This window comes from Alicyclobacillus acidiphilus NBRC 100859, assembly GCF_001544355.1.
In the GTDB taxonomy this organism is placed as follows: Bacteria; Bacillota; Bacilli; order Alicyclobacillales; family Alicyclobacillaceae; genus Alicyclobacillus; species Alicyclobacillus acidiphilus.
The window spans coordinates 99,458-124,762 of the sequence record NZ_BCQI01000002.1; the positions used below are offsets into that span (position 1 = coordinate 99,458).

Annotated in this window: 31 protein-coding genes; 30 read left to right on the forward strand and 1 reads right to left on the reverse strand. The window is 57.5% G+C overall.

Features of this window, described 5'->3' with window-relative positions; all coding sequences use genetic code 11:
- The first annotated feature begins 15 nt into the window (after positions 1-15).
- The 28 genes from efp (at position 16) to spo0A (ending at position 22,668) form a co-directional block, all read left to right on the forward strand.
- Positions 16-573 (forward strand): elongation factor P, encoded by a 558-nt coding sequence (gene efp / locus AAC01S_RS01465; RefSeq protein WP_067617620.1) that lies wholly within the window; start codon positions 16-18, stop codon positions 571-573.
- 137 nt (positions 574-710) lie between these two features.
- Positions 711-983, forward strand: a complete 273-nt coding sequence (locus AAC01S_RS01470) for a YqhV family protein (RefSeq protein ID WP_245630011.1) — start codon at positions 711-713, stop codon at positions 981-983.
- Between the two features lie 259 nt (positions 984-1,242).
- Complete coding sequence (spoIIIAA, locus tag AAC01S_RS01475; RefSeq protein WP_067617623.1) at positions 1,243-2,241, forward strand: stage III sporulation protein AA; 999 nt, start codon at positions 1,243-1,245, stop codon at positions 2,239-2,241.
- A 12-nt stretch (positions 2,242-2,253) separates the two neighbouring features.
- Complete coding sequence (spoIIIAB, locus tag AAC01S_RS01480; protein WP_067617626.1) at positions 2,254-2,769, forward strand: stage III sporulation protein SpoIIIAB; 516 nt, start codon at positions 2,254-2,256, stop codon at positions 2,767-2,769.
- A gap of 92 nt (positions 2,770-2,861) precedes the next feature.
- Complete coding sequence (gene spoIIIAC, locus AAC01S_RS01485) at positions 2,862-3,065, forward strand: stage III sporulation protein AC (RefSeq protein WP_067617629.1); 204 nt, start codon at positions 2,862-2,864, stop codon at positions 3,063-3,065.
- An 8-nt stretch (positions 3,066-3,073) separates the two neighbouring features.
- Positions 3,074-3,460, forward strand: a complete 387-nt coding sequence (spoIIIAD, locus tag AAC01S_RS01490) for a stage III sporulation protein AD (protein ID WP_067617632.1) — start codon at positions 3,074-3,076, stop codon at positions 3,458-3,460.
- Positions 3,461-3,475: 15 nt separating this feature from the next.
- On the forward strand, positions 3,476-4,780 hold the full coding sequence (gene spoIIIAE / locus AAC01S_RS01495) for a stage III sporulation protein AE (RefSeq protein WP_245630012.1): 1,305 nt from the start codon (positions 3,476-3,478) through the stop codon (positions 4,778-4,780).
- On the forward strand, positions 4,777-5,304 hold the full coding sequence (locus tag AAC01S_RS01500; protein ID WP_067617635.1) for a stage III sporulation protein AF: 528 nt from the start codon (positions 4,777-4,779) through the stop codon (positions 5,302-5,304). Before spoIIIAE ends, AAC01S_RS01500 begins: the two co-directional genes overlap by 4 nt.
- A 1-nt stretch (position 5,305) precedes the next feature.
- Positions 5,306-5,770, forward strand: coding sequence for a SpoIIIAG-related protein (locus tag AAC01S_RS01505; protein WP_067617638.1), 465 nt, complete (start codon positions 5,306-5,308; stop codon positions 5,768-5,770).
- 24 nt (positions 5,771-5,794) lie between these two features.
- A complete protein-coding gene (locus tag AAC01S_RS01510; protein ID WP_067617641.1) occupies positions 5,795-6,382 on the forward strand; it encodes a SpoIIIAH-like family protein in 588 nt (195 codons plus the stop codon).
- Between the two features lie 179 nt (positions 6,383-6,561).
- Entirely contained in the window at positions 6,562-7,032 is a 471-nt protein-coding gene (gene accB / locus AAC01S_RS01515; protein ID WP_067617643.1) for an acetyl-CoA carboxylase biotin carboxyl carrier protein, read from the forward strand.
- An 80-nt stretch (positions 7,033-7,112) separates the two neighbouring features.
- Complete coding sequence (gene accC / locus AAC01S_RS01520) at positions 7,113-8,456, forward strand: acetyl-CoA carboxylase biotin carboxylase subunit (protein WP_067617646.1); 1,344 nt, start codon at positions 7,113-7,115, stop codon at positions 8,454-8,456.
- Positions 8,457-8,505: 49 nt separating this feature from the next.
- Positions 8,506-8,937 (forward strand): Asp23/Gls24 family envelope stress response protein, encoded by a 432-nt coding sequence (locus AAC01S_RS01525; protein WP_067617649.1) that lies wholly within the window; start codon positions 8,506-8,508, stop codon positions 8,935-8,937.
- A 29-nt stretch (positions 8,938-8,966) separates the two neighbouring features.
- The gene (gene amaP, locus AAC01S_RS01530; RefSeq protein WP_067617652.1) at positions 8,967-9,503 is read left to right on the forward strand and encodes an alkaline shock response membrane anchor protein AmaP; all 537 of its coding nucleotides are present in this window, start codon (positions 8,967-8,969) and stop codon (positions 9,501-9,503) included.
- Positions 9,488-9,730 carry a DUF2273 domain-containing protein gene (locus tag AAC01S_RS01535; RefSeq protein ID WP_245630013.1) on the forward strand — a complete coding sequence of 81 codons (243 nt, stop codon included), beginning with the start codon at positions 9,488-9,490 and terminating at the stop codon, positions 9,728-9,730. Before amaP ends, AAC01S_RS01535 begins: the two co-directional genes overlap by 16 nt.
- A gap of 5 nt (positions 9,731-9,735) precedes the next feature.
- Positions 9,736-10,182: a transcription antitermination factor NusB gene (gene nusB, locus AAC01S_RS01540; RefSeq protein WP_083511425.1), complete on the forward strand. Its 447-nt coding sequence runs from the start codon at positions 9,736-9,738 to the stop codon at positions 10,180-10,182.
- A complete protein-coding gene (locus AAC01S_RS01545; RefSeq protein WP_067617661.1) occupies positions 10,179-11,183 on the forward strand; it encodes a tRNA (adenosine(37)-N6)-threonylcarbamoyltransferase complex transferase subunit TsaD in 1,005 nt (334 codons plus the stop codon). The genes nusB and AAC01S_RS01545 overlap by 4 nt, the downstream gene beginning before the upstream one ends.
- Positions 11,184-11,324: 141 nt before the next feature.
- Entirely contained in the window at positions 11,325-12,326 is a 1,002-nt protein-coding gene (locus AAC01S_RS01550; RefSeq protein WP_067617664.1) for an NAD(P)/FAD-dependent oxidoreductase, read from the forward strand.
- A gap of 105 nt (positions 12,327-12,431) precedes the next feature.
- Positions 12,432-13,841, forward strand: a complete 1,410-nt coding sequence (gene xseA / locus AAC01S_RS01555; protein WP_067617863.1) for an exodeoxyribonuclease VII large subunit — start codon at positions 12,432-12,434, stop codon at positions 13,839-13,841.
- A complete protein-coding gene (xseB, locus tag AAC01S_RS01560; protein WP_067617667.1) occupies positions 13,795-14,052 on the forward strand; it encodes an exodeoxyribonuclease VII small subunit in 258 nt (85 codons plus the stop codon). Before xseA ends, xseB begins: the two co-directional genes overlap by 47 nt.
- Positions 14,049-14,936: a polyprenyl synthetase family protein gene (locus AAC01S_RS01565; RefSeq protein ID WP_245630014.1), complete on the forward strand. Its 888-nt coding sequence runs from the start codon at positions 14,049-14,051 to the stop codon at positions 14,934-14,936. Before xseB ends, AAC01S_RS01565 begins: the two co-directional genes overlap by 4 nt.
- Positions 14,937-15,757: 821 nt before the next feature.
- The gene (locus AAC01S_RS01570) at positions 15,758-16,342 is read left to right on the forward strand and encodes a CNNM metal transporter family protein (RefSeq protein ID WP_067617670.1); all 585 of its coding nucleotides are present in this window, start codon (positions 15,758-15,760) and stop codon (positions 16,340-16,342) included.
- 22 nt (positions 16,343-16,364) lie between these two features.
- The gene (locus AAC01S_RS01575; protein ID WP_067617671.1) at positions 16,365-17,210 is read left to right on the forward strand and encodes a TlyA family RNA methyltransferase; all 846 of its coding nucleotides are present in this window, start codon (positions 16,365-16,367) and stop codon (positions 17,208-17,210) included.
- A gap of 39 nt (positions 17,211-17,249) precedes the next feature.
- Positions 17,250-17,750 (forward strand): hypothetical protein, encoded by a 501-nt coding sequence (locus AAC01S_RS01580; protein ID WP_067617674.1) that lies wholly within the window; start codon positions 17,250-17,252, stop codon positions 17,748-17,750.
- Between the two features lie 15 nt (positions 17,751-17,765).
- Positions 17,766-18,614, forward strand: a complete 849-nt coding sequence (locus AAC01S_RS01585) for an NAD(+)/NADH kinase (protein ID WP_067617677.1) — start codon at positions 17,766-17,768, stop codon at positions 18,612-18,614.
- Positions 18,615-18,634: 20 nt separating this feature from the next.
- On the forward strand, positions 18,635-20,326 hold the full coding sequence (gene recN, locus AAC01S_RS01590) for a DNA repair protein RecN (RefSeq protein ID WP_067617679.1): 1,692 nt from the start codon (positions 18,635-18,637) through the stop codon (positions 20,324-20,326).
- Between the two features lie 91 nt (positions 20,327-20,417).
- Positions 20,418-21,689, forward strand: coding sequence for a SpoIVB peptidase (gene spoIVB, locus AAC01S_RS01595; RefSeq protein ID WP_067617682.1), 1,272 nt, complete (start codon positions 20,418-20,420; stop codon positions 21,687-21,689).
- Between the two features lie 154 nt (positions 21,690-21,843).
- Positions 21,844-22,668 (forward strand): sporulation transcription factor Spo0A, encoded by an 825-nt coding sequence (gene spo0A / locus AAC01S_RS01600; RefSeq protein ID WP_067617685.1) that lies wholly within the window; start codon positions 21,844-21,846, stop codon positions 22,666-22,668.
- Between the two features lie 86 nt (positions 22,669-22,754).
- Here spo0A and AAC01S_RS01605 read toward each other — a convergent pair whose 3' ends face one another.
- Entirely contained in the window at positions 22,755-23,120 is a 366-nt protein-coding gene (locus AAC01S_RS01605) for a hypothetical protein (RefSeq protein WP_067617687.1), read from the reverse strand.
- A 147-nt stretch (positions 23,121-23,267) separates the two neighbouring features.
- Here AAC01S_RS01605 and hemQ point away from each other — a divergent pair, with 147 nt between their 5' ends.
- Positions 23,268-24,047 (forward strand): hydrogen peroxide-dependent heme synthase, encoded by a 780-nt coding sequence (gene hemQ, locus AAC01S_RS01610; protein WP_067617689.1) that lies wholly within the window; start codon positions 23,268-23,270, stop codon positions 24,045-24,047.
- 16 nt (positions 24,048-24,063) lie between these two features.
- On the forward strand, positions 24,064-25,245 hold the full coding sequence (locus tag AAC01S_RS01615) for a M20 family metallopeptidase (protein ID WP_067617691.1): 1,182 nt from the start codon (positions 24,064-24,066) through the stop codon (positions 25,243-25,245).
- Positions 25,246-25,305: the final 60 nt, after the last annotated feature.

Below are 25,305 nucleotides of genomic sequence, written 5' to 3' on the forward strand. Positions count from 1 at the left end.
TTTGGAGGGTAATGGATGATCTCAAGCAACGATTTTCGGACAGGCACCACCATTGAATACGACAATGCGATTTGGCGCGTGATCGAGTTCATGCACGTCAAGCCGGGAAAGGGCGCGGCGTTTGTTCGCACGAAGCTGAAGAACGTTCGTACCGGCGCCGTCAAAGAGCAGACGTTCCGAGCTGGCGAAAAAGTGGCGCGCGCGCGCATCGAGACGCGCGAGATGCAGTATCTGTACAACGACGGTGAAAACTACACGTTCATGGATACCGAAACGTTCGAGCAGATCAACATCAGCCGCGCTCAACTCGATTACGAAGTCAACTTTTTGAAAGAAAACATGAATTGCTACATCGTGATGTACCAGGGCGAATCCATCGGTATCGATCTCCCGAACACGGTTGAGCTCGAAGTCACCCAGACGGAACCGGGCGTCCGTGGCGATACGGCGACCGGCGGATCGAAACCGGCCACCGTGGAAACAGGTTATACCTTGCAAGTTCCGTTCTTCGTCAACGTCGGCGACAAACTGATTATCGACACGCGGTCGGGGCAGTACGTTTCCCGCGCGTAAGCCGCAGCGTCAGACCCGCCAACTTCAAAAAGGCTGTACCGATTTGCCCAACTGGCAGTCGGTACAGCCTTTTTTTGTGACATGGACGGCCTGCCGGAAGCATAGAGTACAAGCTAGAAGGCCAGGAGGCGATCCCCATGTTTCAAGTGGTCGACAAGTTGGTATACGCTATGGCGTCACTCCGGTTTTTGTCCGGAAGCCTCGAGATTTTGGGTGGTCTCTCGATGCTGTATTTGGGTACGGTCCCCCGCGCGTTGCAGGTGAATGGATTGTTGGCGCTTGTGGGGCCTTTCATTCTCATCTCGGTCACGGCAATCGGTCTCGCCGGGATTGCGGGCGAGGTGAAATTGTGGCGGATCGGTTTTATTTTGGTTGGCGTCGCCTTCATCCTGTACGGCTCGAAAGCCTAGTTCACCTCGCAAGGAATGCAATCCTCACGCCTTCTTCTTCATGAAGCTGAACACCAGCGCCATCAGGAGCACAAAGATGATGAGGAAGACGACAATCCAGCGGATCATGACGGATATGTCCACGACGAAACCTCCTCACGTCAAGCCTCTTAGCTAGTGAATGCGCTTGGGTGCGATTGCGTTCCGGCGGATCCGATTATTCGCATACCGTTCAATACATGTCCATATACATGCACTAGGCGAAGGAGGTGGACAGACTATGGCGATCCCGCCGAGTGCAGCCGATCCTTGGACCGGAAGTTGGCGCGAGTTGATGGCAATCCTGCCAACCGACGTCCGCGAATCGTTGCGTTGCATCGACAGCCGCCTGCAACAGGAGGTTGAGGAGATACGGCTGCGTGTCGGCCAACCAGTCGAGTTGCGCAGCAACCGCGGCAGTTTTCGGCTGGAGAGGGCCGGTTCGTCCGGCGCGTCCACACGGGAGCCAATCATCCTGTCCTCCATCCAACTTGACCACATTCTTCAGCAGGTCACGCAGTTTTCCATGTATGCGGTTGAGGAAGATATGCGCAGAGGGTTCATTACCATGCCTGGCGGGCATCGTGTTGGCGTCGCCGGACGGGTCGTGGTTGGGGAAGGGAACCGGGTGAAGGCAATCCGCAACGTGTCGTCGCTCAACATTCGCATTGCCCGCGAGTTTCCGGGCATTTCGGCGCCTTTGCGACGGGTGCTCGCCCATCCGAAGACTGGGCGGCCATACAGCACGTTGATTCTTTCGCCTCCGCGCTGTGGCAAGACGACCATGTTGCGCGACATCGTCAAGCAGTGGAGCGACAATCGCGTCGTGCCACGCGAATTTCCGGCTACTGTCGTCGTCGTCGACGAGCGTTCCGAAATCGCCGGCTGTATCGACGGCATTCCACAGTTCGACCTGGGTCCGCGAGTGGATGTGTTGGATGCTTGCCCCAAGGCCGACGGCATGTTGATGGCGATTCGGAGCCTTTCGCCTGAGTTGATTGTCACCGACGAGATCGGACGGCAGGAGGACGCTTTGGCGGTCCTCGAAGCACTGCATTCTGGTGTGTTTGTCATCGCGACGGCGCACGCCCACAGCGTGGAGGAATGGCGACGCAGGCCGCACATGGGCGAACTGTTTCAATCCGGGGCGTTTTCGCGTTACGTCGTGTTGAGTCGCAGGCGCGGTCCAGGCACCATCGAAGCCGTGTACGATGGCGATTTGCGGCCGATCGCACACTAGGAGGCCGGGTCCATGCTCAGACTGGTTGGATCGCTTCTGGTGTTGATGTCGACGACGGCCATTGGCTTCCGAATGGCCGCTGCCTATCGCGAACGACCGCGCGAAATCCGCCGCTTGTTGACCGCGCTCAATCATCTTCAGGCAGAGATCGAGTTTCAGGCCAGACCGCTGCCGAAGGCGTTGACGGAAGTCGGCCATCGGGGCGAAGGGACGTCCGGCAAACTGTTTCTCGCTGCCGCGGAACACCTTCGCCAGGACGGATCGAACGTGGGTCAGGCGTTCTCCAGCGCCATCTCGGATGTGCTCGGCCAGAGCGCGCTGCGCCCGTCGGATTTGGAACCTGTTCAAGCCATCGCCAATTCGCTTTCGACCATGGACGCGCGTCACCTCCGATCGCAATTTGGACTCGCCGCAGACACGCTCAGCCAAGCCGAGGAGGACGCGCGCGAAGAAGCCGCCAAGACGGCAAGGCTATGGCAATACCTCGGCATCCTGGCTGGTGTGATGCTCGTCATCTTATTGTATTGAGGTTCACGGGGTACCACAGACCATCCAGCTGACCGTCAGGCCGAGTGGTTCGGCAACGGGTGCGGATCGTTGTTGAGATTGGAGGCGACAGCGTGTCACCGGAGATTCGCGATATTTTTCGGATTTTTGCCGTTGGGTTCATTGCGGCCATCTTTCATACGGTTCTCAAACAGAGTGGCAAAGAGGACTTTGCGCACTGGGCCACGCTTGCTGGTTTTATCGCCGTCTTCGTGATCGTCATCGGCTATGTCGATCGCCTGTACAACGAAATCACCAGCGTCTTTCTGTTGCAGTAGGTGAGGACATGCACATCTTTCAAATGGTAGGCATCGGGTTGACCGCGACCATTCTGTCCTCGGTCATCCGCCAGCAATCGCCCCAGTTCGCAACCTTGATCAGCATTATGGCAGGCGCCGTTCTCCTGTGGATGGTTGTCCACTCGATGACCGGAGTGTTTCGGAGCCTTGACGGAATCGCCAGCATGGCGAAGCTGAACCAAACGTTTTTGTCGACCGTTCTCAAGATCATCGGCATTGCCTACGTCGTCGAATTCGCGGCGCAGGTGGCCCGCGACGCGGGTGAGGGCGCCCTCGGCGGAAAGATTGAACTCGCGGGCAAAGTGGGCATTGTCATACTCGCGCTGCCCATGATCACGGATGTTGTTCAGACGCTCGTCCACTTGCTGCCGTAGGGAGGAGGAAATGACGTGCGAAGGCGCATCATTCCCTTCGTGATCCTAGGAGCTGTGGTCTGTATCCTGTTGGGATTTGGAATCTCCACCGTGCACGCGGCGGACGCCGAGGGCGGGACGTGGAACAGCTCGAACGCCGTCGCGACAGCGAATTCGTCCGCGAGCGGAACATCGTCAACGGGATCCGCTGGTGTGTCGGGGATTGCAGGTGAGAACGCGACGCGAAGCGCCATTCAACAGGCCGCGCAAGCGCAGCTCGACACGTTGCCAACGAAAGATATCGATGAGTACTGGAAGGATTTGCAGAATGAGTACGGTGGCTATTTGCCGGACCTGTCCGGCGGCAGTCTGGTGAAGGCGTTGCTCGGCAACGGAGGGCCAAGCTTGTCGTCGATTGTCCATGGACTCACGGCGTACTTTTTTCACGAGTTGTTCGACGATGCCGGCTTGCTCGGGACGATTCTCATTCTCTCGGTCGTCGCGGCGATTCTCAAGTCGGTGCAGGGCGCCTTCGAGCGGCAATCCGTGAGCCAAATTGCCGATTTACTGGTCTTTTTCGCGCTGTTGGCCCTGGTCGCGCATTCGTTCATTGAAACGATCGGCGCCGCGCGTCACGCCATCGAGACGATGAACCACTTCATGCTCGCGACCGTTCCGCTGACCATCACGTTGTTGGCCGCGTCGGGTTCCATCGCGTCAGCCGCGTTCTTTCAGCCGATGCTGTTGTTTACCGTTCATTTTGTCAGCAATGTGGTCTTCTATCTCGTGTTTCCGCTCATCTTTTTCTCGGCGATCCTCGACTTGACCAGCACGCTGTCGGAACGGTACCAACTCACGCGGCTCGCTGGACTGTTCCGATCCGTCGGCGTCGCGACCTTGGGGTTTGCCTTGGCGGTGTTTATCGGGATCACGACGATTCAAGGGGCGGGCAAGGGCATCGCTGACGGGGTCGTTTTGCGCACGATGAAATTCGGGGTCCAGACGTTTGTGCCCGTGATCGGCAAGGCGATCTCGGATGCGGCTGAAACCGTGTTGAGCGCGTCGCTACTGGTCAAGAACGCGGTCGGTGTGGCAGGACTCATTGTCGTTTGCCTTATCGCCGTGTTTCCGGCCATCAAGATCCTGGCTGTTTCGCTCATGTATGGAGGCAGCGCCGCCTTGATGCAGCCGCTTGGCGAAACGCCGATGGTCGCGTGTCTGGGCACCCTCGGCAAGACGCTGGTGCTGGTCTTTGGATGCGTGGCCGCCGTGGCGATGATGTTCTTTATCGCGATTTGCATCCTGCTGGCGTCGGCCAATCTGGCGGTGATGACGGCGTGAGCGGATTGGGCCATTGGTTGGCGCAATTGATTGTCATCGTGGTCATCAGCATCGTCGCGGAAATGCTTCTGCCGACGCGCGCCACGGAGAAGTACGTGCGGGCAGTGCTTGGCGTGGCGATGATCGCGGCGATGATCAATCCCATCGTTCCGCTTTTGAAGGGACAGTCCGCGAAGGCGTTGGCCAGCACTGCGGCGAGCCTCTTTCAAGGTGCTCCCGCCGCGCCAGCGACGCCGTCGTCGGCGTCGCTTGAGACGAGCTACCAGCAGACGCTCGATCACGAGGAAGAAACGTCGGCGGATCGGCTCGTCGCGGCGTCGCTGCGCTCCACGCTGCCTGCCGCGCTGCGAAATGATATTTCGTCCATCGAGATCGAAAACGCCATGACGCCGTCCGACATGTTGATTCGAGTCAGGCTCGACGGCGGTGGAAAGACGACTGAGGACGATGTGACAGACGCGATTTGCGACCTGTTGGCGATCCGCCCGGCACAGGTGGTTGTCACAGTCGACGGAGGGACTTGACATGGATTGGCAGCGCTTGGCCAAACAGAAATGGCTCATTTTCCTCGCCGCCCTTGGCGTGATCCTATTGTCAGTCAGCACGTTGCTGCCGAAACGGGCGGATCCGGCCACGACGACGACCTTGGGCACGGGTGCGAACGTCGACGATTGGATGAACGGAACGACCAACGGCACAGGCGGCGGAGGGACGACGACACCGTTGCCTTCGGTTGCCGAGATCGAAACCTATTACGACTCGCAACTGGAGCGCATTCTATCAAAAATAGCGGGGATTCGTGCGGTCACGGTGATGGTGACGACCACCCCTTCGTCTGGGAAGACCAGTCAGCCGCAGGTGATCGGCGTGCTGGTGACCGTGAACGCCGATAATTTTTTCACGGCAAAATCGGAAATCGTGGAATCAATTACGAATGTGTTGGACGTGCCTGCATATAAGATTAGTGTAGAGCCTCAAAAGGGAAACTAGACGCTAGACTAGGAGGATGCATGAATGGTAAAGCGACAGACAGTTTGGCTATCAACGATGATGGTGCTATCGCTGATGTTAATTGGTTACTACACAATGAACAATCAAGCGAGTCCTGCGTCTACCACGGCGACCAACGCGTCATCACAGACATTGACGACGACCCCAGTCGAATCGAATGGAACGGATGCGAACAGCGCCAACTCGACGGCAAACTCGTCCAGCACGAACTCGGAAAGTGGACAAATGAGCAGCAGCGACAACTGGTATAACGAGTTGCAATCGCAGATCGACAATACCATCAGCCAGAAAATCAGCAATTATCAAGCGGTTATCGCCAACAACAACGCGTCGGCGGAACAGATCACAGCCGCCGAAAAGGAACTGGGCAAGGAAACAACGCTGTACAATGGGCTGCAGCAGGCCACGGCAGCGGTTGTCGCTGAAGGGTACAAGAACGCGGTGATTGAACCGGACAACAGTCAGACCACGTTCACGGTGTACGTCCAAGCGAAGTCGCTGTCTCCCGCGGACGCGGTGAAAGTGATGAACGTCGTCAGCCAGCAGTTGGATGTATCGATGATGAACATCGACGTGAAGGCGCACCAATAAGCCAAATTTCCTCGTGAGGCGGGGACAGCGAGGGTCGTGCCCGAAGTGGACGGCCCTTTTTTTCGCGTCTTTTCAGGGCCTGCCGCGAGCTCTTCCACATACTTTCTAGAGCGACCAGAGCAGGTATGATATACTTGGACGAGCGTTGTGATTCAGGTTGATCAAGGAGAGACCGTACATTGCTGAAACTGTCCGATATACATGAACTGATTCGCCTTTTGGACGACAGCTCATTGAGCGAACTGAGCTTGGAGTATGAAGATGTGAAGCTTCTCCTGAAAAAATCGTCAGGTGAAACGTACATCGCGCAGCCCGTGAGCGTGCAAGCGCAATCGGCGCCGCAGCCCGCGCCAGCGGCCGCTTCGGCACCCGCCGCGCCGCAACCGACTCCGGCGGCGGATGACGCCAATATGCACATCGTGACTTCACCGATGGTGGGAACATTTTATCGTGCGCCTTCGCCCGATGCGCCATCGTTTGTGGAGCTTGGATCGCAGGTGACGCCAAAGACGGTCATCTGTATCGTCGAGGCGATGAAGCTGATGAACGAGATCGAGGCCGAAGTGAGCGGCGAGATCGTCGAGGTCCTCGCGAAAAATGGAGACTTGGTCGAGTATGGACAGCCGCTGTTCAAAATCAAGCTTACATAAGGCCGAATTGAGACGCTTTGGAAGGAGCCAATTTGGTTCGTCCACGCGTTCTACAGATTTTTACGAGGGGCAGAACAACGATGTTTAAACGTGTACTCATCGCGAATCGTGGAGAGATTGCGGTTCGAGTGATTCGAGCGTGCCGTGAACTTGGAATCGAGACTGTCGCCATTTACTCGTCCGCGGACAAGGACGCCTTGCATGTGCAGCTCGCGGACGAGGCGTATTGTGTGGGGCCTGCTGCGGCAAAGCTGAGTTACCTGCACATTCCCAGCATCATGTCCGTCGCCACGCTGCGCGGCGTCGACGCGGTGCACCCCGGCTACGGTTTCCTGTCTGAAAACAGCGATTTTGCCGAGGCGTGCGACGCGTGCGGCATCACGTTCATTGGGCCCAGTCCGTCGGCCATCGAGCAGATGGGCGACAAGGCTGTCGCGAAGGAAACCATGCGGCGCGCAGGTGTGCCTGTCGTCCCTGGAAGCGACGGATTGGTCTCTGGCGTCGATGAGGCGGTCGAGATTGCACAGGCTATCGGCTATCCCGTGATCATCAAGGCCACTGCCGGTGGCGGCGGCCGCGGCATTCGCGTCGTCAACGACGAGAAGACGCTGCGCCAGGCCGTCGACGCGGCGAGCCGCGAAGCCGAGGCTTCATTCGGAAACGGCGGCATCTATATTGAGAAGTACATTGAGCGGATGCGCCACGTCGAGGTGCAAATTCTTGCGGATCGGCACGGCAACGTGATTCACTTAGGGGAACGCGACTGTTCCGTGCAGCGCCGGTTGCAAAAACTCGTCGAAGAAGCGCCGTGCCCTGTCCTCAGCGAGCGGATGCGCAAGCGCATGGGCGAGGCCGCCGTTGCCGCGGCGCGCGCGGTCGACTATGTCGGCGCGGGGACCATCGAATTCATTTACACTGACGATGAAGAGTTTTACTTCATGGAGATGAACACGCGCATTCAGGTCGAGCACCCCGTGACGGAGTGGGTGACCGGGGTCGATCTCGTTCGCGAGATGATTCTGGCAGCCGCAGGCGAACCGCTTTCCGTGTCGCAGGAGGATATCGTGATGCGCGGCCACGCCATCGAGTGCCGTATCAACGCGGAGGATCCGATGCGCCAATTCGCGCCGTCGCCTGGGACCATCACGTCCTACCTGGCGCCGAGCGGCAACGGGGTCCGGGTGGATTCCGCCTGCTATTCGGGTTACACCATTCCACCTTACTATGACTCGATGGTCGCCAAACTGATTGTGTGGGCGCCCAGTCGGGAACAGGCCATTGCGAGAATGCTCTCCGCGCTGACCGAGTTCAACATCGAAGGCGTCAAGACGACGATACCGTTCCATCTCGCCCTGCTTCAAAATGAAAAGTTCCGGCGTGCAGATGTAACGACTCGCTTTTTGGAGGAGAATCACATACTGTAGCCGAAGCTTGTCATATGATGCATAGACGACACTTGAGGAGGGTATGAACATGCCAAATATGGAGTATGAGCTTACGGAGCACGGTACCGTTCACATTGCGGACGAGGTCGTGCAAATTATCGCTGGCGTCGCGACGAGCGAGATCGAAGGCGTGGCGAGCATGAGCGGTTCGTTTGCAGGCGGACTGACCGAATCCATCACTGGCCGGCGAAATCTCGCGAAGGGCGTAAAAGTGCAATTTGCGGAAAATGATCGATCGTGCGCTATCGATATTTACGTCTCCCTTCGATTTGGCGTCAACATTCCCGACACAAGCTATCAGATCCAAGAGCGTGTGAAGGCTGCGGTGGAGAATATGACCGGATTGCGGGTGGATCACGTCAATGTACACGTTGTGGCGATATCTTTTGGAGCAGATGCCGACAATAAGGCGATGGACGCAGACCATATCATAGGTACGGAGCACAACCCTGTGCTGTAAGGGCTCCGTTCGGCTGATGGAGGGGTAGCATGAGCATTTTGGACCGAGTCCTGCTGTTTCTGTTTTCGTTAATCGGTATTGTGGGAGGGATCATGCTCGCGCTCGTGGGGGCGAATATTCTCTCATACAGCAACGTTTTCGTGTCGACGCCGGAGAATGTCGCAGCCATTATCGTGGGTGTGATCGTCATTCTGCTCTCGCTGCGGTTTCTCTTCTACCGCGTGGGTCGATCACAGTCGTTCGACTACGTTGCGATGACGGGCGATCACGGCCAAATTCGAATCTCGTATGAAACGCTACAGCAATTGGCGAATCGCCGGGGAAGCCAGGTGAAAGGCACAGAAGGATTCGACTCCCGCATTCGGCAGGGACAAGACGGCATCGTGATCTTGGTCAAAATGCAAGTGCTGCCCGACGTAGACATCGCTTCGCTCAGCAAAGAGGTGCAGACCGCGGTCAAGGAATACGTGGAGCACACGAGCGGCGTGATTGTTGAACGCGTATTGGTGCATGTCACGGAACTGTCGTCTGCGCCAAGACAAGGGAAGGCGTGGAATTCCGTATGACGGCCCTGCGGCGCGCCTTGGCCGCGTTTCTCGCGTGGCCGAGGCGATACCATGGACTCCTTGCCGGCGCCTTGTTGTGGGGATGTTGGATGCTCTTTGGATTTTGGCGAACCCTATTGTTGGCGGTGCTCGCCACAGTGGGTTATATCGTCGGCCGCATTCTCGAGGAGAACCAATCGTGGAGAGCACTGGTGGACAAATTACTATCTGATCGATATACGGAGTGAATGGATTGACTCGACACGAAGCCAGAGAATGTGCCGTACAGGCGTTGTATCAAATCGACGCGAGCGATAGTACGGTGATGGACGCAATTTCATTTGTTCTCGAGGAGAAATCGTTCTCTGACAAAGATCTCGAGTATATCTCGCGGCTTACGCAAGGCGTTCTCGAACACATGGACGATACGGACAAACTGTTGTCATCGGTCATGGACCGATGGTCCCCTGAGCGGATCGGCCGAGTCGAGCGCTCCATCCTGCGCTTGGCGGTGTACGAATTGATGTACGAGAAGGACATCGCGGCGGCGACGGTGGTCGATGAAGCGGTTCGGTTGGCCAAAGGATTCGCTTCCGAAGCGTCGGGCAAGTTTGTCAACGGTGTGCTTGCGAAGGTCCTGGCAGCCATGCCGTTTCCCGCGCAAGATCCGGAAACAACAGATGGAGCCGAACAGCGATGACCGCCTGTGTATTGGGTGTCGACACGAGCAATTACACAACTTCTCTATGTGTCATATCGGCGGAGACAGGACAATTGCTTGCCGAGACGAGACAGTTGCTGCCGGTTGACGCTGGGGAAAGAGGGCTTCGTCAAAGCGAGGCGCTCTTTTTTCATGTTCAGCACCTGCCTGTTCTGATGAGCGAATTGATGGGCAGGCTGCAGAGCCAATCCATCCGCCCCGAATGGTCGGCGGTGGGCGTATCCGTGCGGCCGCGGCCCTTTGCGGCTTCCTATATGCCCGTCTTCCACGCTGGCGCAGCCTTTGCGGAGAGTTTCGCGCTGGCCGTCGGGATTCCGCTCACGAGGACATCGCACCAAGAGGGGCATATCGCCGCCGCTGAATACGAGCATCCGATGCACGGACGTCCGTTCGTCGCTGTGCATATTTCGGGAGGGACCTGCGATGTCGTCCTGGCTGTGGAGACGCCGTTCGGTTATCGGATTCAGACCATCGGGACAGGCAGCGATTTGCATGTCGGCCAGTTTGTCGATCGCGTCGGCGTTGCGCTTGGCCTGCCCTTTCCGGCGGGCCCGTCGCTCGAGCGGTTGAGTTTGTCGTGGCGCCCGTCACAAGGGTCGATTGAGCTTCCGGCGCCTGTGAAAGGGGCGGATATGAGTTTTTCCGGCCCGCTCAGCGCCGCGTTGCGGGCGATTGCCGACGGACATCCGCCGGAAGCGATTGCACGGGCGGTCGAAGCATGTGTCGCGCGGGCGGTTAGCAAATCGGTTGAATACGCGTTGCGCCAGAGCGCGCGCGATGTGGCGGACGTGCTGATTGTCGGCGGCGTCGCCTCGAACGCCGCCATTCGGCGCGCCGTGACGGAGCGCGTGCAGCACCGGCTTCGGGGCGTCCGGGTTTGTTTCGCTCCCGCTCCGTTCGCGCGCGACAACGCCCTCGGCGTGGCGCGCATCGCCTTTCGCCGCCTGTCTGGAGGGCCCGAGACGATCGGCGCCAAGTGATATCGGCAAGGCTGTGGGGCAAAGGACGAAAGTTTCATAAATTACTGACAAAACACATAGGGTTTCGTAGTTTTTTTCGAGAACGTCCTGTATAATGAGCGAAAAAAGTTCCCTATGGGTAGGTTCTGAGGAGGTTGCACATTGTCAGAGGCGATGGTTCAAGAGCAGGTCACGGATATGCTGATCATCGGAGGGGGACCAACAGGTCTCTTTGCCGCATTCTACTGCGGCATGAGAAACTGCTCTTGCAAAATTATCGATAGTCTTCCCGAATTGGGCGGACAGTTGGCGACGCTGTATCCGGAAAAATTTATTTTTGACGTTGCCGGGTTCCCCAAGATTCGGGCGAAACAACTGGTCGATCAATTGGTCGAACAGGCTATGGAACGCAATCCTGGCATTCATTTGAACGAATCCGTTCAGAAACTCGTCCGCCGTGACGACGGCTTGTTTGAATTGCATACGGACAAGTCGGTTCACCTAGGAAGAGCTGTGATCATTTGCGCAGGGATCGGCGCGTTTTCACCGCGGCCGCTTCCAGCCGCGTCGGCGAAAAACTTCGAGGGCCGAGGCCTTGCGTATTATATCGATAAAGTCGAAAACTATCGCGGCAAGCGCGTGTTGGTCGTCGGCGGCGGCGACTCGGCGGTCGATTATGCGCTCATGCTCGACGAAGTGGCGGCATCTGTCACGTTGATTCACCGCCGGGATCAATTCCGGGCGCACGAGGAAAGCGTACGGCAGTTGTACGATTCGAAGGTCCAGATCAAGACGTTCTATGAACTGGAAGATGTTCAAGGTGGCAACTGGATTGAACGGGCCGTGATCGTCAACAACCAGACGAAGCAGAAAGAGACCATCGAAATCGACGCGCTCGTCAGCGGCCTCGGGTTCACAGCCTCGCTCGGCCCTATCAAAGAGTGGGGACTGGAAATCGAGAAGAACGATATTGTCGTCAACACGAAGATGGAGACGAACATTCCGGGCGTCTATGCCGCAGGAGATGTCGTGACGTATCCAGGCAAACTCAAATTGATTGCGACGGGATTCGGTGAAGCGCCGACGGCGGTCAACAACGCAAAGACGTTCATCGATCCGCAAGCAAAGCTGTTCCCTGGCCACAGCACCAGCATGAATGCCTAATGGATGCGGGCTGCGCACAGTCAAATCAGGTTCGATTTGACCTTGGCGCAGCTTTTTCGCGCCTGTGATTCGTCGGCTCATCGCGTCAAGGGGGAAACGCCGTTGATGAACGAAATGCCGACCACCGTGGAACAGCAGCAAGCGACGGTGGTCACCGTGACGGAACTGAATCTGATGATCAAACGCCGCATCGAATCGGATCCCTCGTTTGTACAATGCCATGTCTCCGGCGAAATTTCGAATTTCAAGCACCATACCAGCGGCCACATGTACTTTACGCTCAAAGACGAGACAAGCCGCATTCGCGCGGTCATGTTCGCGGGTCGCAACCGGAGGCTGCGGTTTCGGCCGGAGGACGGGATGCGGGTGATCGTGATCGGCAGCGTGAGCGTGTTCGATCGCGACGGCCAGTACCAGCTCTACGTCGACGACATGCAACCCGACGGCATTGGCGCGTTGTATGTTCGGTTTGAGCAGCTTCGCAACCAGCTGCAGTCGGAAGGGCTGTTTCGGGCGGATCGCAAACGTCCATTGCCCGCGTTCCCGAGACGCATCGGCGTGGTGACATCGCCGACAGGCGCCGTGATTCGGGATATTTGCACGACCGTCGAGCGGCGGTATCCTCTGGCCAAAGTCATCCTGGCGCCGGCTCAGGTTCAGGGTCCGGAGGCCGCAAAGACGTTGGTGCGCGGACTTCGGCAGCTTTGGTCGCTCGAGGAGCCGGTGGACGTCATCATCATCGGACGCGGAGGTGGCTCGCTGGAGGAACTGTGGCCGTTCAACGAAGAGGCGGTCGCACGGGCCATCGCCCAGTCGCCGGTTCCTGTCGTATCGGCGGTCGGACACGAAACCGACGTCACCATTTGCGACTACGTCGCGGATGTCCGGGCCGCGACCCCAACCGCCGCAGCCGAGCTCGTCGTGCCGCATCGCCGCGATCTCGCCTTGCAGTTGAGCCAGGCAAACATGCGGGCGCAATCCGCGGTGTACGCGTTGGTGCGCACGTATGGGCAAGCGCTGTCGCGCATCGAGCAACGCCCTGTGCTGGAATCTCCGCTGCGACTCGTCGCGGTGCAGCGCCAGAGTGTCGATTATCTCGAAAGTCGCCTCCGTGAAGCCTTGCGACGGCCGACCCGGCTGGCGGACAAGCGTCTCCAAATGTTTGAGTCGCGCTTGGCCCGGATCGATCTCCATCAGCATGTCGTCCGATCGCGCCACAGAATGGACGGCCTCGAAGGTCGCGTTCGCGAATCGCTTCGGCGCACGGTCATTCGGATGAACGGCCAACTTGACAAACACATTGGCAAGCTCGAAGCGTTGAACCCGCTCGGCGTGTTGCGACGGGGATATGGCGTTGTCTACGACGCAAACGGGGTGAAAATCCTGTCCAAAGTAAAGGATTTGCCTGCAGGAACGCGAATTCAGATTCGGGTGGAGGACGGCACGGTGAAAGCGGAGGTGATTTCCGATGGAACAGACGACAGAGTCGGAGAACAAATTCGACTTGACATTTGAAGGGGCCATGGCGAGGTTGGAAGAGATTGTTCGCAAGCTGGAATCCGGCGAACTTCCGCTCGACGAATCGATTCGGCAATATCAGGAGTCGATGCAGTTGGTGAAATTCTGCCGAGAGCAGCTGGACAAGGCCGAGTTTCAGTTGGAACAGTTGTCCATCGAGCATGCCCAAGCGGATGCGAACGGATCTGGAGAAGTGGAAGGGGCGTGATCGAGGATATGTCGTCGTACTTGGATACTTGCAAACAGGAATTGAACGAGTATTTGTCCCATGCGCTCACAACCAACGGTTTGGCCGCCAAGTTGTACGAATCGATGAACTACTCGCTGATGGCTGACGGAAAGCGTCTGCGCCCGGCCCTGCTGATGGCGACCGCGGAAACGTTCGGGGTCTCCCGTCGCGACGTCCTGCCCGCCGCGGCAGCCGTGGAAATGATTCACTGCTATTCGCTGATTCACGACGATCTCCCGTGCATGGACGACGACAACCTGCGCCGCGGCCAACCGACCAACCATGTGGTCTACGGCGAAGCGATGGCCTTGCTTGCAGGGGACGGCCTGTTGACGGAGGCGTTTCGCCAGTTGTCGCAACCTGGGCTCGACATTCCTGCTTCGAGACAACTGAAAATGGTTCACATTTTGTCCTCGCGAGCCGGAGCGGAAGGGATGGTCGGCGGACAGGCGGTCGATATCGAACGCACGGGTGGACAGGGAAGTCTCGCCGACGTCGAGTTCATCCACCTGCACAAGACGGCGAGGCTGATTCAGGCGAGCATCGAAATCGGCGCCTTGTTCCCGGATCTCTCCGATGCCCAGTGGTCGGCCCTGTCGACCTACGGCGAGTCGCTCGGACTTGCGTTCCAGATGATCGACGACGTGCTCGATGTGACGAGATCGACGGAAGAGCTGGGGAAGACGGCGGGCAAAGACGAGGAAGAAGGCAAGCTGACCTATCCTCGATTCATTGGGGTCGAAGAGACGAAGCGCCTCGCCGAAGAGACGATTCAGGCCGGTCAGCAGGCACTGAGGGACAACGGCATTTCCTCGCCGCTGCTGGAGGAATTGCAATCCATGGTGCTTGTCCGATCCCGCTGATTCGATCCGGCGAGCATGTTTGGTCCTGCCGCATCGAATTTCCAATGGATTTCTGTGGCGGTTCTGGTCGGAATGCGCGCGCGGCACCAGAAACGACTACGATGCACTCATCGTTCATATGGTATAATACATGTACGACTTGCTGACGTAACAACTGAACGTGTTGTTCGTTTGTCAATGGGTGGCGCAGTATTCTAGTCAGCCGTCCGTACCTGAAGGCGGGGCTAAAAATCCGTCAAAGGGCACATCGATGAAGTTCCTGGTGTTGGCTTGGGGCGCCCAGCCCTGGGCTTATGCTGGGAGTTAAGAAAGTTGGGTAGCCCGCAATGGCATGTGGATGCTAACCCACCTTTCGCGGAGGCCCAAGTGCGTAGCTCGCAGTCCACTGGCGTGGAAGGGTTATGGCTTGGGGTATGAACCTGCATGCGGAGGCAATCTGTGTGCAGCGTAGCCTGCCTTGAGTGGTGCTGAAGGATCTCAGGGATTCGAGCGGCATGCCGCGGCCACGGTGATGTCGCTGGTGCTGAGTGAAATCCGTACTGCAAAAGAGGCTAGGGCGCGGTAACGGCTGTCGCGGAAAACGCCTAGACTGTTCGCTACAAGGTGAGGCATCTTGAGGATTATAGTGTGGACTAAGTGGTAATCCAGTCTGACAGGCGGTGACGCGGTCAAGGCGTTCATAATGGGAAACCGCCGTGACGGCGACGTCGCGGTGAATGCTTGGGAAAACCTACTGGACCTAAGCCACAGCGTTTACTCAAGATGTCGCCACCCTTTGATTTTCAATACATATTCCGACATATACGCGTACGCGAGGATCTATGAGAAAAAACGGTTCGAGAACCAACTATAAATTCGTTTTGACCATCGCCGCACTGACGTTGCCTATCAGTGCGGTTTTCGATACATCCACGATTTTTATGAACAAGACGACTTGGTACATAGGCGCGATCGTGGTGACGTGTATTGTCATTATTGGCGCCGTGTTCGACATGTTGGGCATGGCTGCCGCGGCGGCTCGGGAAACGCCGTTTCACGCGATGGCGTCAAAGCGGGTTTACGGCGCTCGCAAAGCCATCAGCATCGTTCGCAATGCCGAAAAAGTGTCGAGTGTGTGCAGCGACGTGATTGGGGATATTGCAGGTGTGCTCAGCGGCGCCGGCGCACTCGCCGTGAGCGTGCAATTGCTGGCGACCATTCACGGTTCGGGATGGATGGGTGAAACCGTGAAAATCGGCATCACCGCCATCATTACCGCCCTCACTGTGGGCGGTAAGGCGATTGGCAAGACCATCGCCATCCATTCGCCGACGCCAATCATTCTGTTCGCCGCCCGAGTTTGGGAGACGGCCGTGCTGGTCGTTCGCCGGGGCATTCCATGGCGGAAAAGCAAGTCAAAGTCGTAGGAAAAGTTGGAGAGGCCTGCGGATGGAAAAGAGAAGGTTGGACGTGCTTCTGTACGATCGCGGAGATTTTCCCAGCCGTGAAGCGGCGCGGCGCGCTGTCATGGCAGGCATGGTCGAAGTCGACGGCGTTCGCGTTGACAAGCCAGGCACGCAAGTGGCGACGGACGCGCCCATTCGTGTGAAACGGGCCGATCACGCGTTCGTGTCCCGCGGTGGACTCAAGCTCGAACGGGCCCTGTCGCGGTTTGGTGTCCCGGTCAAGGATCGGATCGCCATCGACGTTGGCGCTTCGACCGGCGGCTTCACGGATTGTTTGCTCCAACATGGGGCGAGAATGGTCTATTCGGTGGATGTGGGTTATGGGCAGCTTGCGTGGTCACTGCGCCAGGATGCGCGGGTGCGCGTCATGGAACGCCTCAATTTTCGCCACGCGGACGCGGCGCTGTTCGTCCCGAAGCCCAATTTGGCCGTGATGGACGTGTCGTTTATCTCCACGAAACTGCTCTTCGCCAAGTTGGTCGAAGTGTGTGAGCCGGACTCGGATGTCGTCAGTTTGGTGAAGCCGCAATTTGAGGCAGGGCGGGGCCGCGTCGGAAAAGGTGGAATTGTCCGAGATCCGAATGTTCATTTGGACGTGTTAGTGGACATGCTGGATCATGTCACATCCATCGGCTGGTCCTGCAACGGTTTGGATTTTTCACCGATTTCCGGCGGCGACGGGAATATCGAATTTCTCGCGTGGTGGAAGATGAGCGGCTCACCTTCCGAACAAGCCGCCACAGGACAGTGGCGAGACGCCTGTCCCGAACTGGTGAAAACGGCTTGGCAGACGCTCAACGGCGCGTCTGTCGATCTCCGCGTTGATTAAGACCAGCTCCATTCCGTGACGGTTTGGAGTTGCATTGACGTGTTGAATGCTTTGGCCATGGTGGGAGCTTTGGTGTGTTTGACGGTTGTGATTCGCTCGCTGTGGTTCGCCTTTTGGTATCGCAACAGTGAAGAGGGTGTCGAAGGCGGGCTGTCGCAAGTTCGCAAATGGCTTCAGGCAAACGGGTATGACGTATTGAATGTCAAGGGTAAAGCCGAGTACAAAACGCTGTTCGACGATGTATGCATGGAATACTCCGAGAATGCGCCGTTTATTGCGCGCAAGGACGGGCATGAGTATGCTGTATTTGTGGAGTTGGACGAAACGCCCAACGAAGAGATTCACGCTCGATATTTTCCCTTGTCGGTGATCCTCGGTGTGCGCGGGGTCATCGTCGTCGACATATTCCGAGAACGCGTGCGACACGTGGAATTTCAGATTCTGAAAACAAGGCGCCAAGTCATTCGGCAATGGGTGAGGAATAGCGTTTGGTTCGCAAGCGGTGCGCTATTCATCTTCGGGTGGCTTCATCGTGGATAGAGATGGGGGAACGACGTGCGATACATCGCGTTGCTGTACAATCCGAACAAGGCGGAAGCCTGCTCGGTCCGCAAGGAAGTCCAGGAACAACTGACCGTCGCGGGGATCGGCGTGATCGACATTGCGATTGACTACGAGACGGATCTCGTCGCGAATTTTCCGCAGATCCGCCAGACGGAATTGGCCATCGTATTGGGCGGCGACGGGACGCTGCTCGGAATCGCCAGGCAATTGGCTCCATTGTCCATCCCGCTGGTGGGTATCAACGTGGGCCATCTAGGTTTTCTCACGGAATCGGAGCCATCGCAACTAGATGGAGCCATCCGTCGCATCGTGTCTGGCGAGTACCATCTGGAAGGCAGACTGATGCTGGAAGCGTTCGTCTATCGGGATCGAAAGGAAATCGCCCGCTTCACAGCGCTCAACGACGCAGGCATTGGCAAAGGCTCGTTTGCGCGCATGGTGAAGTTGGACGTGCACGTCGACGACGTCTATGTGGATACGTACACAGGCGACGGCGTCATCATTTCGACGCCGACGGGATCCACGGCCTACTCATTGTCCTGCGGCGGACCGATTGTCAGCCCTCACCTCCAAGTCATGCTTATCACGCCTGTCTGCCCGCACTCCTTGTATTCCCGGCCCTGCGTCATCGACTCGTCCGGCGTCGTGCGCTTGACCGTCCACGCCCGCCATCGCGACGTCGCCCTGTCCGTCGACGGGCAGCAAGGCATGATGCTCGACGACGGGGATGAAATCCTCGTGCGGCGCGCGCCGTACGATGCGACATTTGTCAGGTGGCCGGATCGGGAGTTTTTCGATGTGCTCCGAAACAAACTGCACAACGACCAAGGCGGTATGTAGCACGATAGGGAGGCGATAACGTGTTCGTTGAACTGTACGTTCGTCATTTCGTGTTGATCGATGAACTCCGATTGCAGTTCGATCGCGGTTTGCACGTCTTCACCGGCGAAACAGGCGCGGGGAAGTCGCTGTTGCTCGACGCGACCCGCGTCGTGCTGGGCGGGAGAGCGTCGTCGGGCGTGGTGCAGCCTGGTGCGGATCACGCCATTGTCGAGGCGGTGTTCGAAATTCAGCCAGGCTCCCAGGCTGCCTCGTTGCTGGACGACTGGCAGATTGACGTGGGCGACGACGGCATGGTGCTGCTGTCGCGGACCGTCTTTGCCAACGGAAGATCGACCTGCCGCATCAATGGACGCAGCGTCACGGTGCAAATGCTGAAGAGCGTAGGCGACACGTTGGTCGAGATGCAGGGACAACACGAGTCGCAGGCCCTTTTGCAGAAGAGCTATCAGCGGCGTTTGCTCGATTTGTACGGACAGCATTTGCCGCTCGCGGAAGCGACCGCACAGGCCTACAGGGAATGGCAGAACATGGCCAAATTCGTCGTGGAGGCGGAAGCGAACGAGCGCGAGCGCGCGCAGCAAATCGATATCTATCGGTTTCAAATCGACGAGATCGAACGCGTGAATCCCCAACCCGGCGAGGAGGAAGCGCTCCGCGAGGAAAGGCAGCGTCTGCTGCTCTACGGCAAGCTGCAAACGCAGATCGAGCGAGTTGCGAGTTCGCTCGAGGATCCGTCGATCGGGGCGCTTGGCCAGTTGGCTGCGGCGGAACACGACGCTGTCGAATTGGCGAGCCGCGTCCACTCGCTGGCCAATGTCGCGGACTTGTTGGCTTCTGCGCGTGCCCAGGCTGAAGAGGCCGCATTCGAAATCAGCAAATTTTCGGCGCGTATTCAAGCGAATCCGGAACGGCTGGCGGAGATTGAAGACCGGATCGTCGAATTGCGAAGCCTGATGCGCAAGTACGGCGCGTCCGTGGCCGAAGTGCTCAGCCATCTGGAACACGCGAAGCAGGAACTGGCCGATCTCGAAAAGATCGACGCGCATCTCGGCGAACACAAGGAACAGTTGCGCGTGCTTGAGGAGCGCTACCTGCAGCTCGCCGAGGAGCTTCACCAGGCGCGAGTCAGAAGTGCAGCACATTTGCAGGAGGCGATTTTGGCCAGACTGGCGCAACTTCAGATGGGCGACGCAAGGTGGCGCATTGACGTGACGAAAGACGATTCCCTGCAAGGTGAAGACGGCATGGATGATGTCGCGTTCCTGTTCAGCGCGAATCCCGGACAACCTTTGATGCCGCTTCAGAAAGTCGCATCAGGCGGCGAACTTTCGCGAACACTATTGGCAATCAAGGTAGTCGTGGCCGATCTCGAACAAATCGGGACGCTCATTTTCGACGAGATCGACGCTGGAGTGAGCGGCGAGGCGGCGCAGCGAGTCGCGGAATTGCTTCGCATTTTGGGGCGGGATCGGCAGGTTTTGTGCGTGACCCATGCGGCCCAGGTGGCAGCGGCGGGACATGTGCACTTCGAGATTGCCAAGCAAACGCGTGGGAATCGGGCAGTGACGGAAATTCGAACGCTCACCATGGAGGAGCGGCGCAGAGAAGTGGGACGCCTGCTCGGGGCGGCCGCATCGGACGAGACCGCGGTGCGACATGCGGACGCGCTGTTGGAAAGCTTCCGAAAGGACGCCATTGTCTGCACCTAAGTGGGAGCTTTTAAACGTTATATTCCGCCCCTTAGCGGGCACCTTAGGACTACGCTAGACAGGTGCCATGACGAAGGGGAGGGAACGAACGATGGCGGGTCGGTTGCGTACGATCAAGTTCGTGAGTCTTCTCGCGGTAACGGCTGCGTGTTTTGTCCCACAGGTTCGGCAACTGGCTGCGCTGCCGACGGAAGTGACCTTGACAACGCAAGACAAAGTAACGCTTCCTCGTCCGGAAGGCTATCGCTTAAGTCATTCCTCGAACCACTTGGTTGAACCGGACTCATCGTATCCATCCTGTGTAACCATTCAATCCTCATCGCCTGGAGAAACGTCGGTTGACGGCAAAGTGCTGGGGCTGATTCCGTGGCGCACGCGTGTGCGCGTGGTGCCCACTGAACGCGTGGTTGTCGGCGGCCAAGCAGTTGGCATCAAACTGTCGTCAGACGGACCCATTGTCGTCGGCTACCGCCATCTTCGAGACGGCACATCGCCGGCCGCGAATGCCAAAGTTCTGGTTGGCGACGTGATTTTGTCCGTGAACCACCAATCGGTGCACAGTGCGACAGATCTCCAGCGCGCAATGCGCCACGAGGGATCCCCGTTGCAACTGACAGTCAGGCGGGGACGCGCGACGAAACACATTTCGGTCGTCTGTCCGCGAAATACTGGCACGCCGGAACTGGGGTTGTTCGTGCGCGACAAGACCGTTGGTGTCGGTACACTGACATTTATTGATCCCAAGAATCATACATTTGGGGCGTTGGGCCACGTCATCACCGACATCGACACAGGCCAGCCTGTCGTCGGCCAGGGCTCCATCTATCCCGCCATGATCACAGGTCTGCAGCGAGGTCGAATTGGCGCGCCTGGCGAGAAGAAGGGCACATTTTCGTTGCAAGGAAGTACGTTGGGATCCATAGATGAAAACACGCCCTACGGCATCTTCGGCACGATCCCGGCAGTCGCCCAATCTGCGAGAAGTGTTCCAGTCGCTCTTCCTTCACAGGTTCATACTGGCGAGGCAAAGATATACACGGTATTACATGGCAGCCAAGTGGAATCGTTCGACGTTCGCATCGAAAGCGTTGCGCGTCAGTCGGAACCTTCGACGAAAAGCATGATTATCCGCGTTACCGATCCGCGCTTGCTGTCCCAAACGGGCGGTATCGTGCAAGGGATGAGCGGCAGTCCAATCGTTCAGGACGGCCGTTTGGTGGGAGCCGTAACCCATGTGTTTGTATCCGATCCAACTCGCGGGTACGGTGTGTACGCGATGTGGATGATTCAGGAAGCACAAACGCATCGACAGAGTGCCCCAGCCTGGACCGCTTGGTCACATTGGTTCCGGCGGGCTGTGTGACGACAGGATACGACGGAGAGTCATCGTTTTCAGATGGCTCTTTGTCGACAACTGTCGAAGCCGACGACATATAGACGAAAAGTATTACATAGATTTGGCAGGAGTGACTTGTATGTCGTCGAATTCTTAGACTAGCAACGAAAGCTCAGGGGGTATGTTGACTGTGTCGCTTTTGAAGGTCCTCATCGCTGACGATAATCATGAATTTGCTGACTTGCTGGGCGAGTTCATTTCTGCGCAGCCAGATATGCAATTGAGTGGTATCGCGTACAATGGCAACGACGTGCTGAACTTGGTTCGCGATACTGAGCCAGACGTAATCGTATTGGATATTATTATGCCGGTTTTGGATGGCATCGGTGCGCTCGAACGATTGGGCGAAATGGTTTCCCGCATGCCGAAGGTCATTATGCTGACGGCGTTCGGTCAAGAGACCGTCACCCGCCGCGCAGTGGAGCTTGGTGTATCGTACTTCATCCTGAAGCCATTTGACATGCCCCTGTTAGCGGATCGAATTCGTCAAGTGATGCAAGGAAACGCGGCGCCTGTCGCTGCTGCCCAACAGCCGCTGGCCGTATCCAGTTTCTCGAGCCTGGCGCCTTCTCACTTGTCCAACCAGCCTCGTCGCTCGGTCGACGCCCAAATTACGCAAATCATCCACGAAATTGGTGTTCCTGCTCATATCAAGGGTTATCATTACTTGCGCGAAGCCATCGGCATCGTGTACGAGGACGTCGAAATTCTAGGTTCCATCACGAAAATTCTCTATCCGCGCATAGCGGATCGCTATAAAACGACGCCGTCTCGCGTCGAACGCGCGATTCGCCATTCCATCGAAGTGGCATGGGGACGGGGCAATATCGATGCCATTCGCAAAGTGTTCGGCTATACCGTGAGCGCTTCCAAGACGAAGCCGACGAATTCGGAGTTTATCGCGATGATCGCAGACAAACTCCGTATGGAACACAAAGTGGTCTGAAGATTGCTCGAACGCGCTCCAACTTTATCGCGTTGCCGAGATCTCGCCCAATGAATCTGTTCGTATTCATTGGGCGTTTTTCGTGTTTACGAAGGACTGAGTTCGGAAGCGGGGTTGCGCCGACGCATAGTTCGTCTCCGGCCAACGACAAACGACAGCACGGCGAACAGGGCATTGACGGCGCACCACGCCCAGACCGTGAGATCTCCATACGCCGCCGCGATCGCGCTGCACCAGACCAGATTGAGCAAGAATCCGCCTATCGCCGGCCATGCCCGCCACAGAACCAAAAGCCCCGACACCATGCACAGCAACCCAGCCAAGCTTTCGGCTCCGCCTGCGGCGACCAATTGCGAGATCTGGTTCGTCACGCCGTAGCGCGCGAGCCAAATCGATGTAAACATCCCGTAAAGCCCGCAGATGAGCGATCCGATCCAAACAGCGTGCTTCATAACCCAGTCTCCTTTCGGGCTCGTCCATATGTGCTGTCCCTTCATGATATGACGAATCAACTCGTCGATATGCTCGGAATTGCGCAGAGATTTCGCCCACATGCGATGCACTGGTATAATGGCGTGAGAGAAGGAGGCTCGATGGCCATGGCCGCTCCCATAACACTGGATGGATGGTATGTGTTTCACGATCTTCGCCGCGTTCGCTTGCATGACTGGAAGTCCCTTGGACAGACGCGGGCGCAAGCGCTCATGCGCGATTGGGCAGATTTCGCGAACCGTCAGTACGATGTGCAGCGAAATCGCGAAGGTAGCTTTGGACAGTTCGTCGTGTCGGGCAACAAGGCGGATTTGCTGTTTATCTATATGCGTCCTACCTTGAGCGAGTTGAACGACGTCAAGGCGCAATTCGCGAGCACCGACTTGGCAGACGTCACGGAAAGCGTGTATTCGTATGTCTCCGTGGTGGAACTCGGTGGATATTTGGCAAAGCCAGGCGTCGATATCGAACAGGACGAGGCCTTGCAGGCTCGGTTGAAGCCAACGATGCCGGTGCACAGCCACGTCTGTTTTTATCCGATGAACAAGCGCCGGCAGGGTGCGGACAATTGGTATATGCTCCCGCCTGAAGAACGGCGTGAATTCCTGAAGGCTCACGGTATGATCGGCCGTCAATTCGCCGGCAAGGTGAAACAGATCATCAGCGGTTCCGTGGGCTTGGACGACTGGGAATGGGGCGTCACGCTGTTTTCAGACGATCCTCTCCACTTCAAAAAATTGGTCTACGAGATGCGGTTCGACGAATCGAGCGCTCGATTTGCGGAATTCGGACCGTTTTACGTTGGCGTTCAGGTCGACAACGACGGCATATCCGACTGGATGATGTCCTGTGTTTCGGCGTCATCGCGAAACGCCGAGTCAAGATGAGCGGGAGGCGTAACATATGAAGGAAACTGCGACGAGAGCTGCATCCTGGGTTGCCGAGGTAGAATCGCAACTGATCGCGTGGCGGCGGCATTTCCACCGCCATCCGGAATTGTCCTTTCAAGAGGAACAAACCGCAAACTACGTGTACGACACGTTGGCGTCGTTTCCCGGTCTCGAACTGTCGCGCCCCACGAAGACGAGCGTGGTAGCCCGTCTCGTCACGGGGCGTCCCGGCAAGGTTCTGGCTTTGCGCGCGGACATGGACGCACTCCCCATCGACGAAGAAAATGAAGTGGAGTTCGCGTCGCAAAATCCCGGCGTTATGCACGCCTGCGGCCACGATGGTCACACCGCCATGCTGCTCGGGACTGCGAAGATTCTCTCGGAACACCGAGACGAATTGTCCGGGGAAGTTCGGTTCATTTTTCAACACGCGGAAGAATTGATTCCTGGCGGCGCCCGCGAATTGGTGGAACAAGGGGTTCTGGACGGTGTGGACGCCGTTGTGGGGCAACACCTGTGGCAGGGGACGGCGAGCCAGAAGATCGCTGTTCGGGCAGACGCGTTGATGGCGGCGCCAGATACGTTTTACATCACGATCCTGGGGCGGGGCGGACACGCGGCGCAGCCGCATTTGAACGTGGATCCCATCGCGATCGGCGCACAAGTCGTGACGAATCTGCAACACATGGCCTCGCGCATGGTGGATCCGCTGGAGCCGTTCGTCCTCAGTGTCACCAAGTTTGTCGGCGGCACGGCAGACAACGTGATCCCTGGCTCCGTGGAGATGTGCGGGACGGTCCGGACATTCTCCGAAGAGCGCCGAGACTATGCGGCCGAATGGATGGAGAATATCATTCGAGGAATCACCTCGGCCCATGGCGCGAACTATACGTTCCGCTACGAAAAAGGGTATAGTCCGGTCATCAACGACGAGGCGGTCACGGAGTTGGTAAGACAAGCGCTGCTCGCGGAATTTGGCGAAGAGGTCGTAGAAGAAGCCGTCCAAACCATGGGAGGAGAAGATTTCTCGGCGTATCAAAGCGCGGTTCCGGGCACGTTTTTCTTCACGGGCATTCGCAATGACGAAAAGGGTATTGTGTACCCGCACCACCATCCCCGGTTCGATCTCGATGAAGACTCGCTGGCTCTCGGCTGCCGCGCCTTCGTCGCAATCGCCTTGCAGATGCTCGCCTGACGTCGATGGAATGCGGAGCATGAACGGCCCGAGGCATGAGTGGGGTTGTTCGTCCGGGAC

Coding starts and splice junctions, on each gene's coding strand:
- amaP (WP_067617652.1), top strand. CDS start 8,967: ATGAGCATTTTGGACCGAGTCCTGCTGTTTCTGTTTTCGTTAATCGGT.
- accC (WP_067617646.1), top strand. CDS start 7,113: ATGTTTAAACGTGTACTCATCGCGAATCGTGGAGAGATTGCGGTTCGA.
- xseA (WP_067617863.1), top strand. CDS start 12,432: ATGAACGAAATGCCGACCACCGTGGAACAGCAGCAAGCGACGGTGGTC.
- efp (WP_067617620.1), top strand. CDS start 16: ATGATCTCAAGCAACGATTTTCGGACAGGCACCACCATTGAATACGAC.
- AAC01S_RS01510 (WP_067617641.1), top strand. CDS start 5,795: ATGGTAAAGCGACAGACAGTTTGGCTATCAACGATGATGGTGCTATCG.
- spo0A (WP_067617685.1), top strand. CDS start 21,844: ATGTTGACTGTGTCGCTTTTGAAGGTCCTCATCGCTGACGATAATCAT.
- xseB (WP_067617667.1), top strand. CDS start 13,795: ATGGAACAGACGACAGAGTCGGAGAACAAATTCGACTTGACATTTGAA.
- spoIIIAB (WP_067617626.1), top strand. CDS start 2,254: ATGCTCAGACTGGTTGGATCGCTTCTGGTGTTGATGTCGACGACGGCC.
- AAC01S_RS01615 (WP_067617691.1), top strand. CDS start 24,064: ATGAAGGAAACTGCGACGAGAGCTGCATCCTGGGTTGCCGAGGTAGAA.
- spoIIIAA (WP_067617623.1), top strand. CDS start 1,243: ATGGCGATCCCGCCGAGTGCAGCCGATCCTTGGACCGGAAGTTGGCGC.
- AAC01S_RS01575 (WP_067617671.1), top strand. CDS start 16,365: ATGGAAAAGAGAAGGTTGGACGTGCTTCTGTACGATCGCGGAGATTTT.
- AAC01S_RS01545 (WP_067617661.1), top strand. CDS start 10,179: ATGACCGCCTGTGTATTGGGTGTCGACACGAGCAATTACACAACTTCT.
- spoIVB (WP_067617682.1), top strand. CDS start 20,418: ATGGCGGGTCGGTTGCGTACGATCAAGTTCGTGAGTCTTCTCGCGGTA.
- AAC01S_RS01525 (WP_067617649.1), top strand. CDS start 8,506: ATGCCAAATATGGAGTATGAGCTTACGGAGCACGGTACCGTTCACATT.
- hemQ (WP_067617689.1), top strand. CDS start 23,268: ATGGCCGCTCCCATAACACTGGATGGATGGTATGTGTTTCACGATCTT.
- spoIIIAD (WP_067617632.1), top strand. CDS start 3,074: ATGCACATCTTTCAAATGGTAGGCATCGGGTTGACCGCGACCATTCTG.
- AAC01S_RS01470 (WP_245630011.1), top strand. CDS start 711: ATGTTTCAAGTGGTCGACAAGTTGGTATACGCTATGGCGTCACTCCGG.
- AAC01S_RS01605 (WP_067617687.1), bottom strand. CDS start 23,120: ATGAAGCACGCTGTTTGGATCGGATCGCTCATCTGCGGGCTTTACGGG.
- AAC01S_RS01505 (WP_067617638.1), top strand. CDS start 5,306: ATGGATTGGCAGCGCTTGGCCAAACAGAAATGGCTCATTTTCCTCGCC.
- AAC01S_RS01570 (WP_067617670.1), top strand. CDS start 15,758: ATGAGAAAAAACGGTTCGAGAACCAACTATAAATTCGTTTTGACCATC.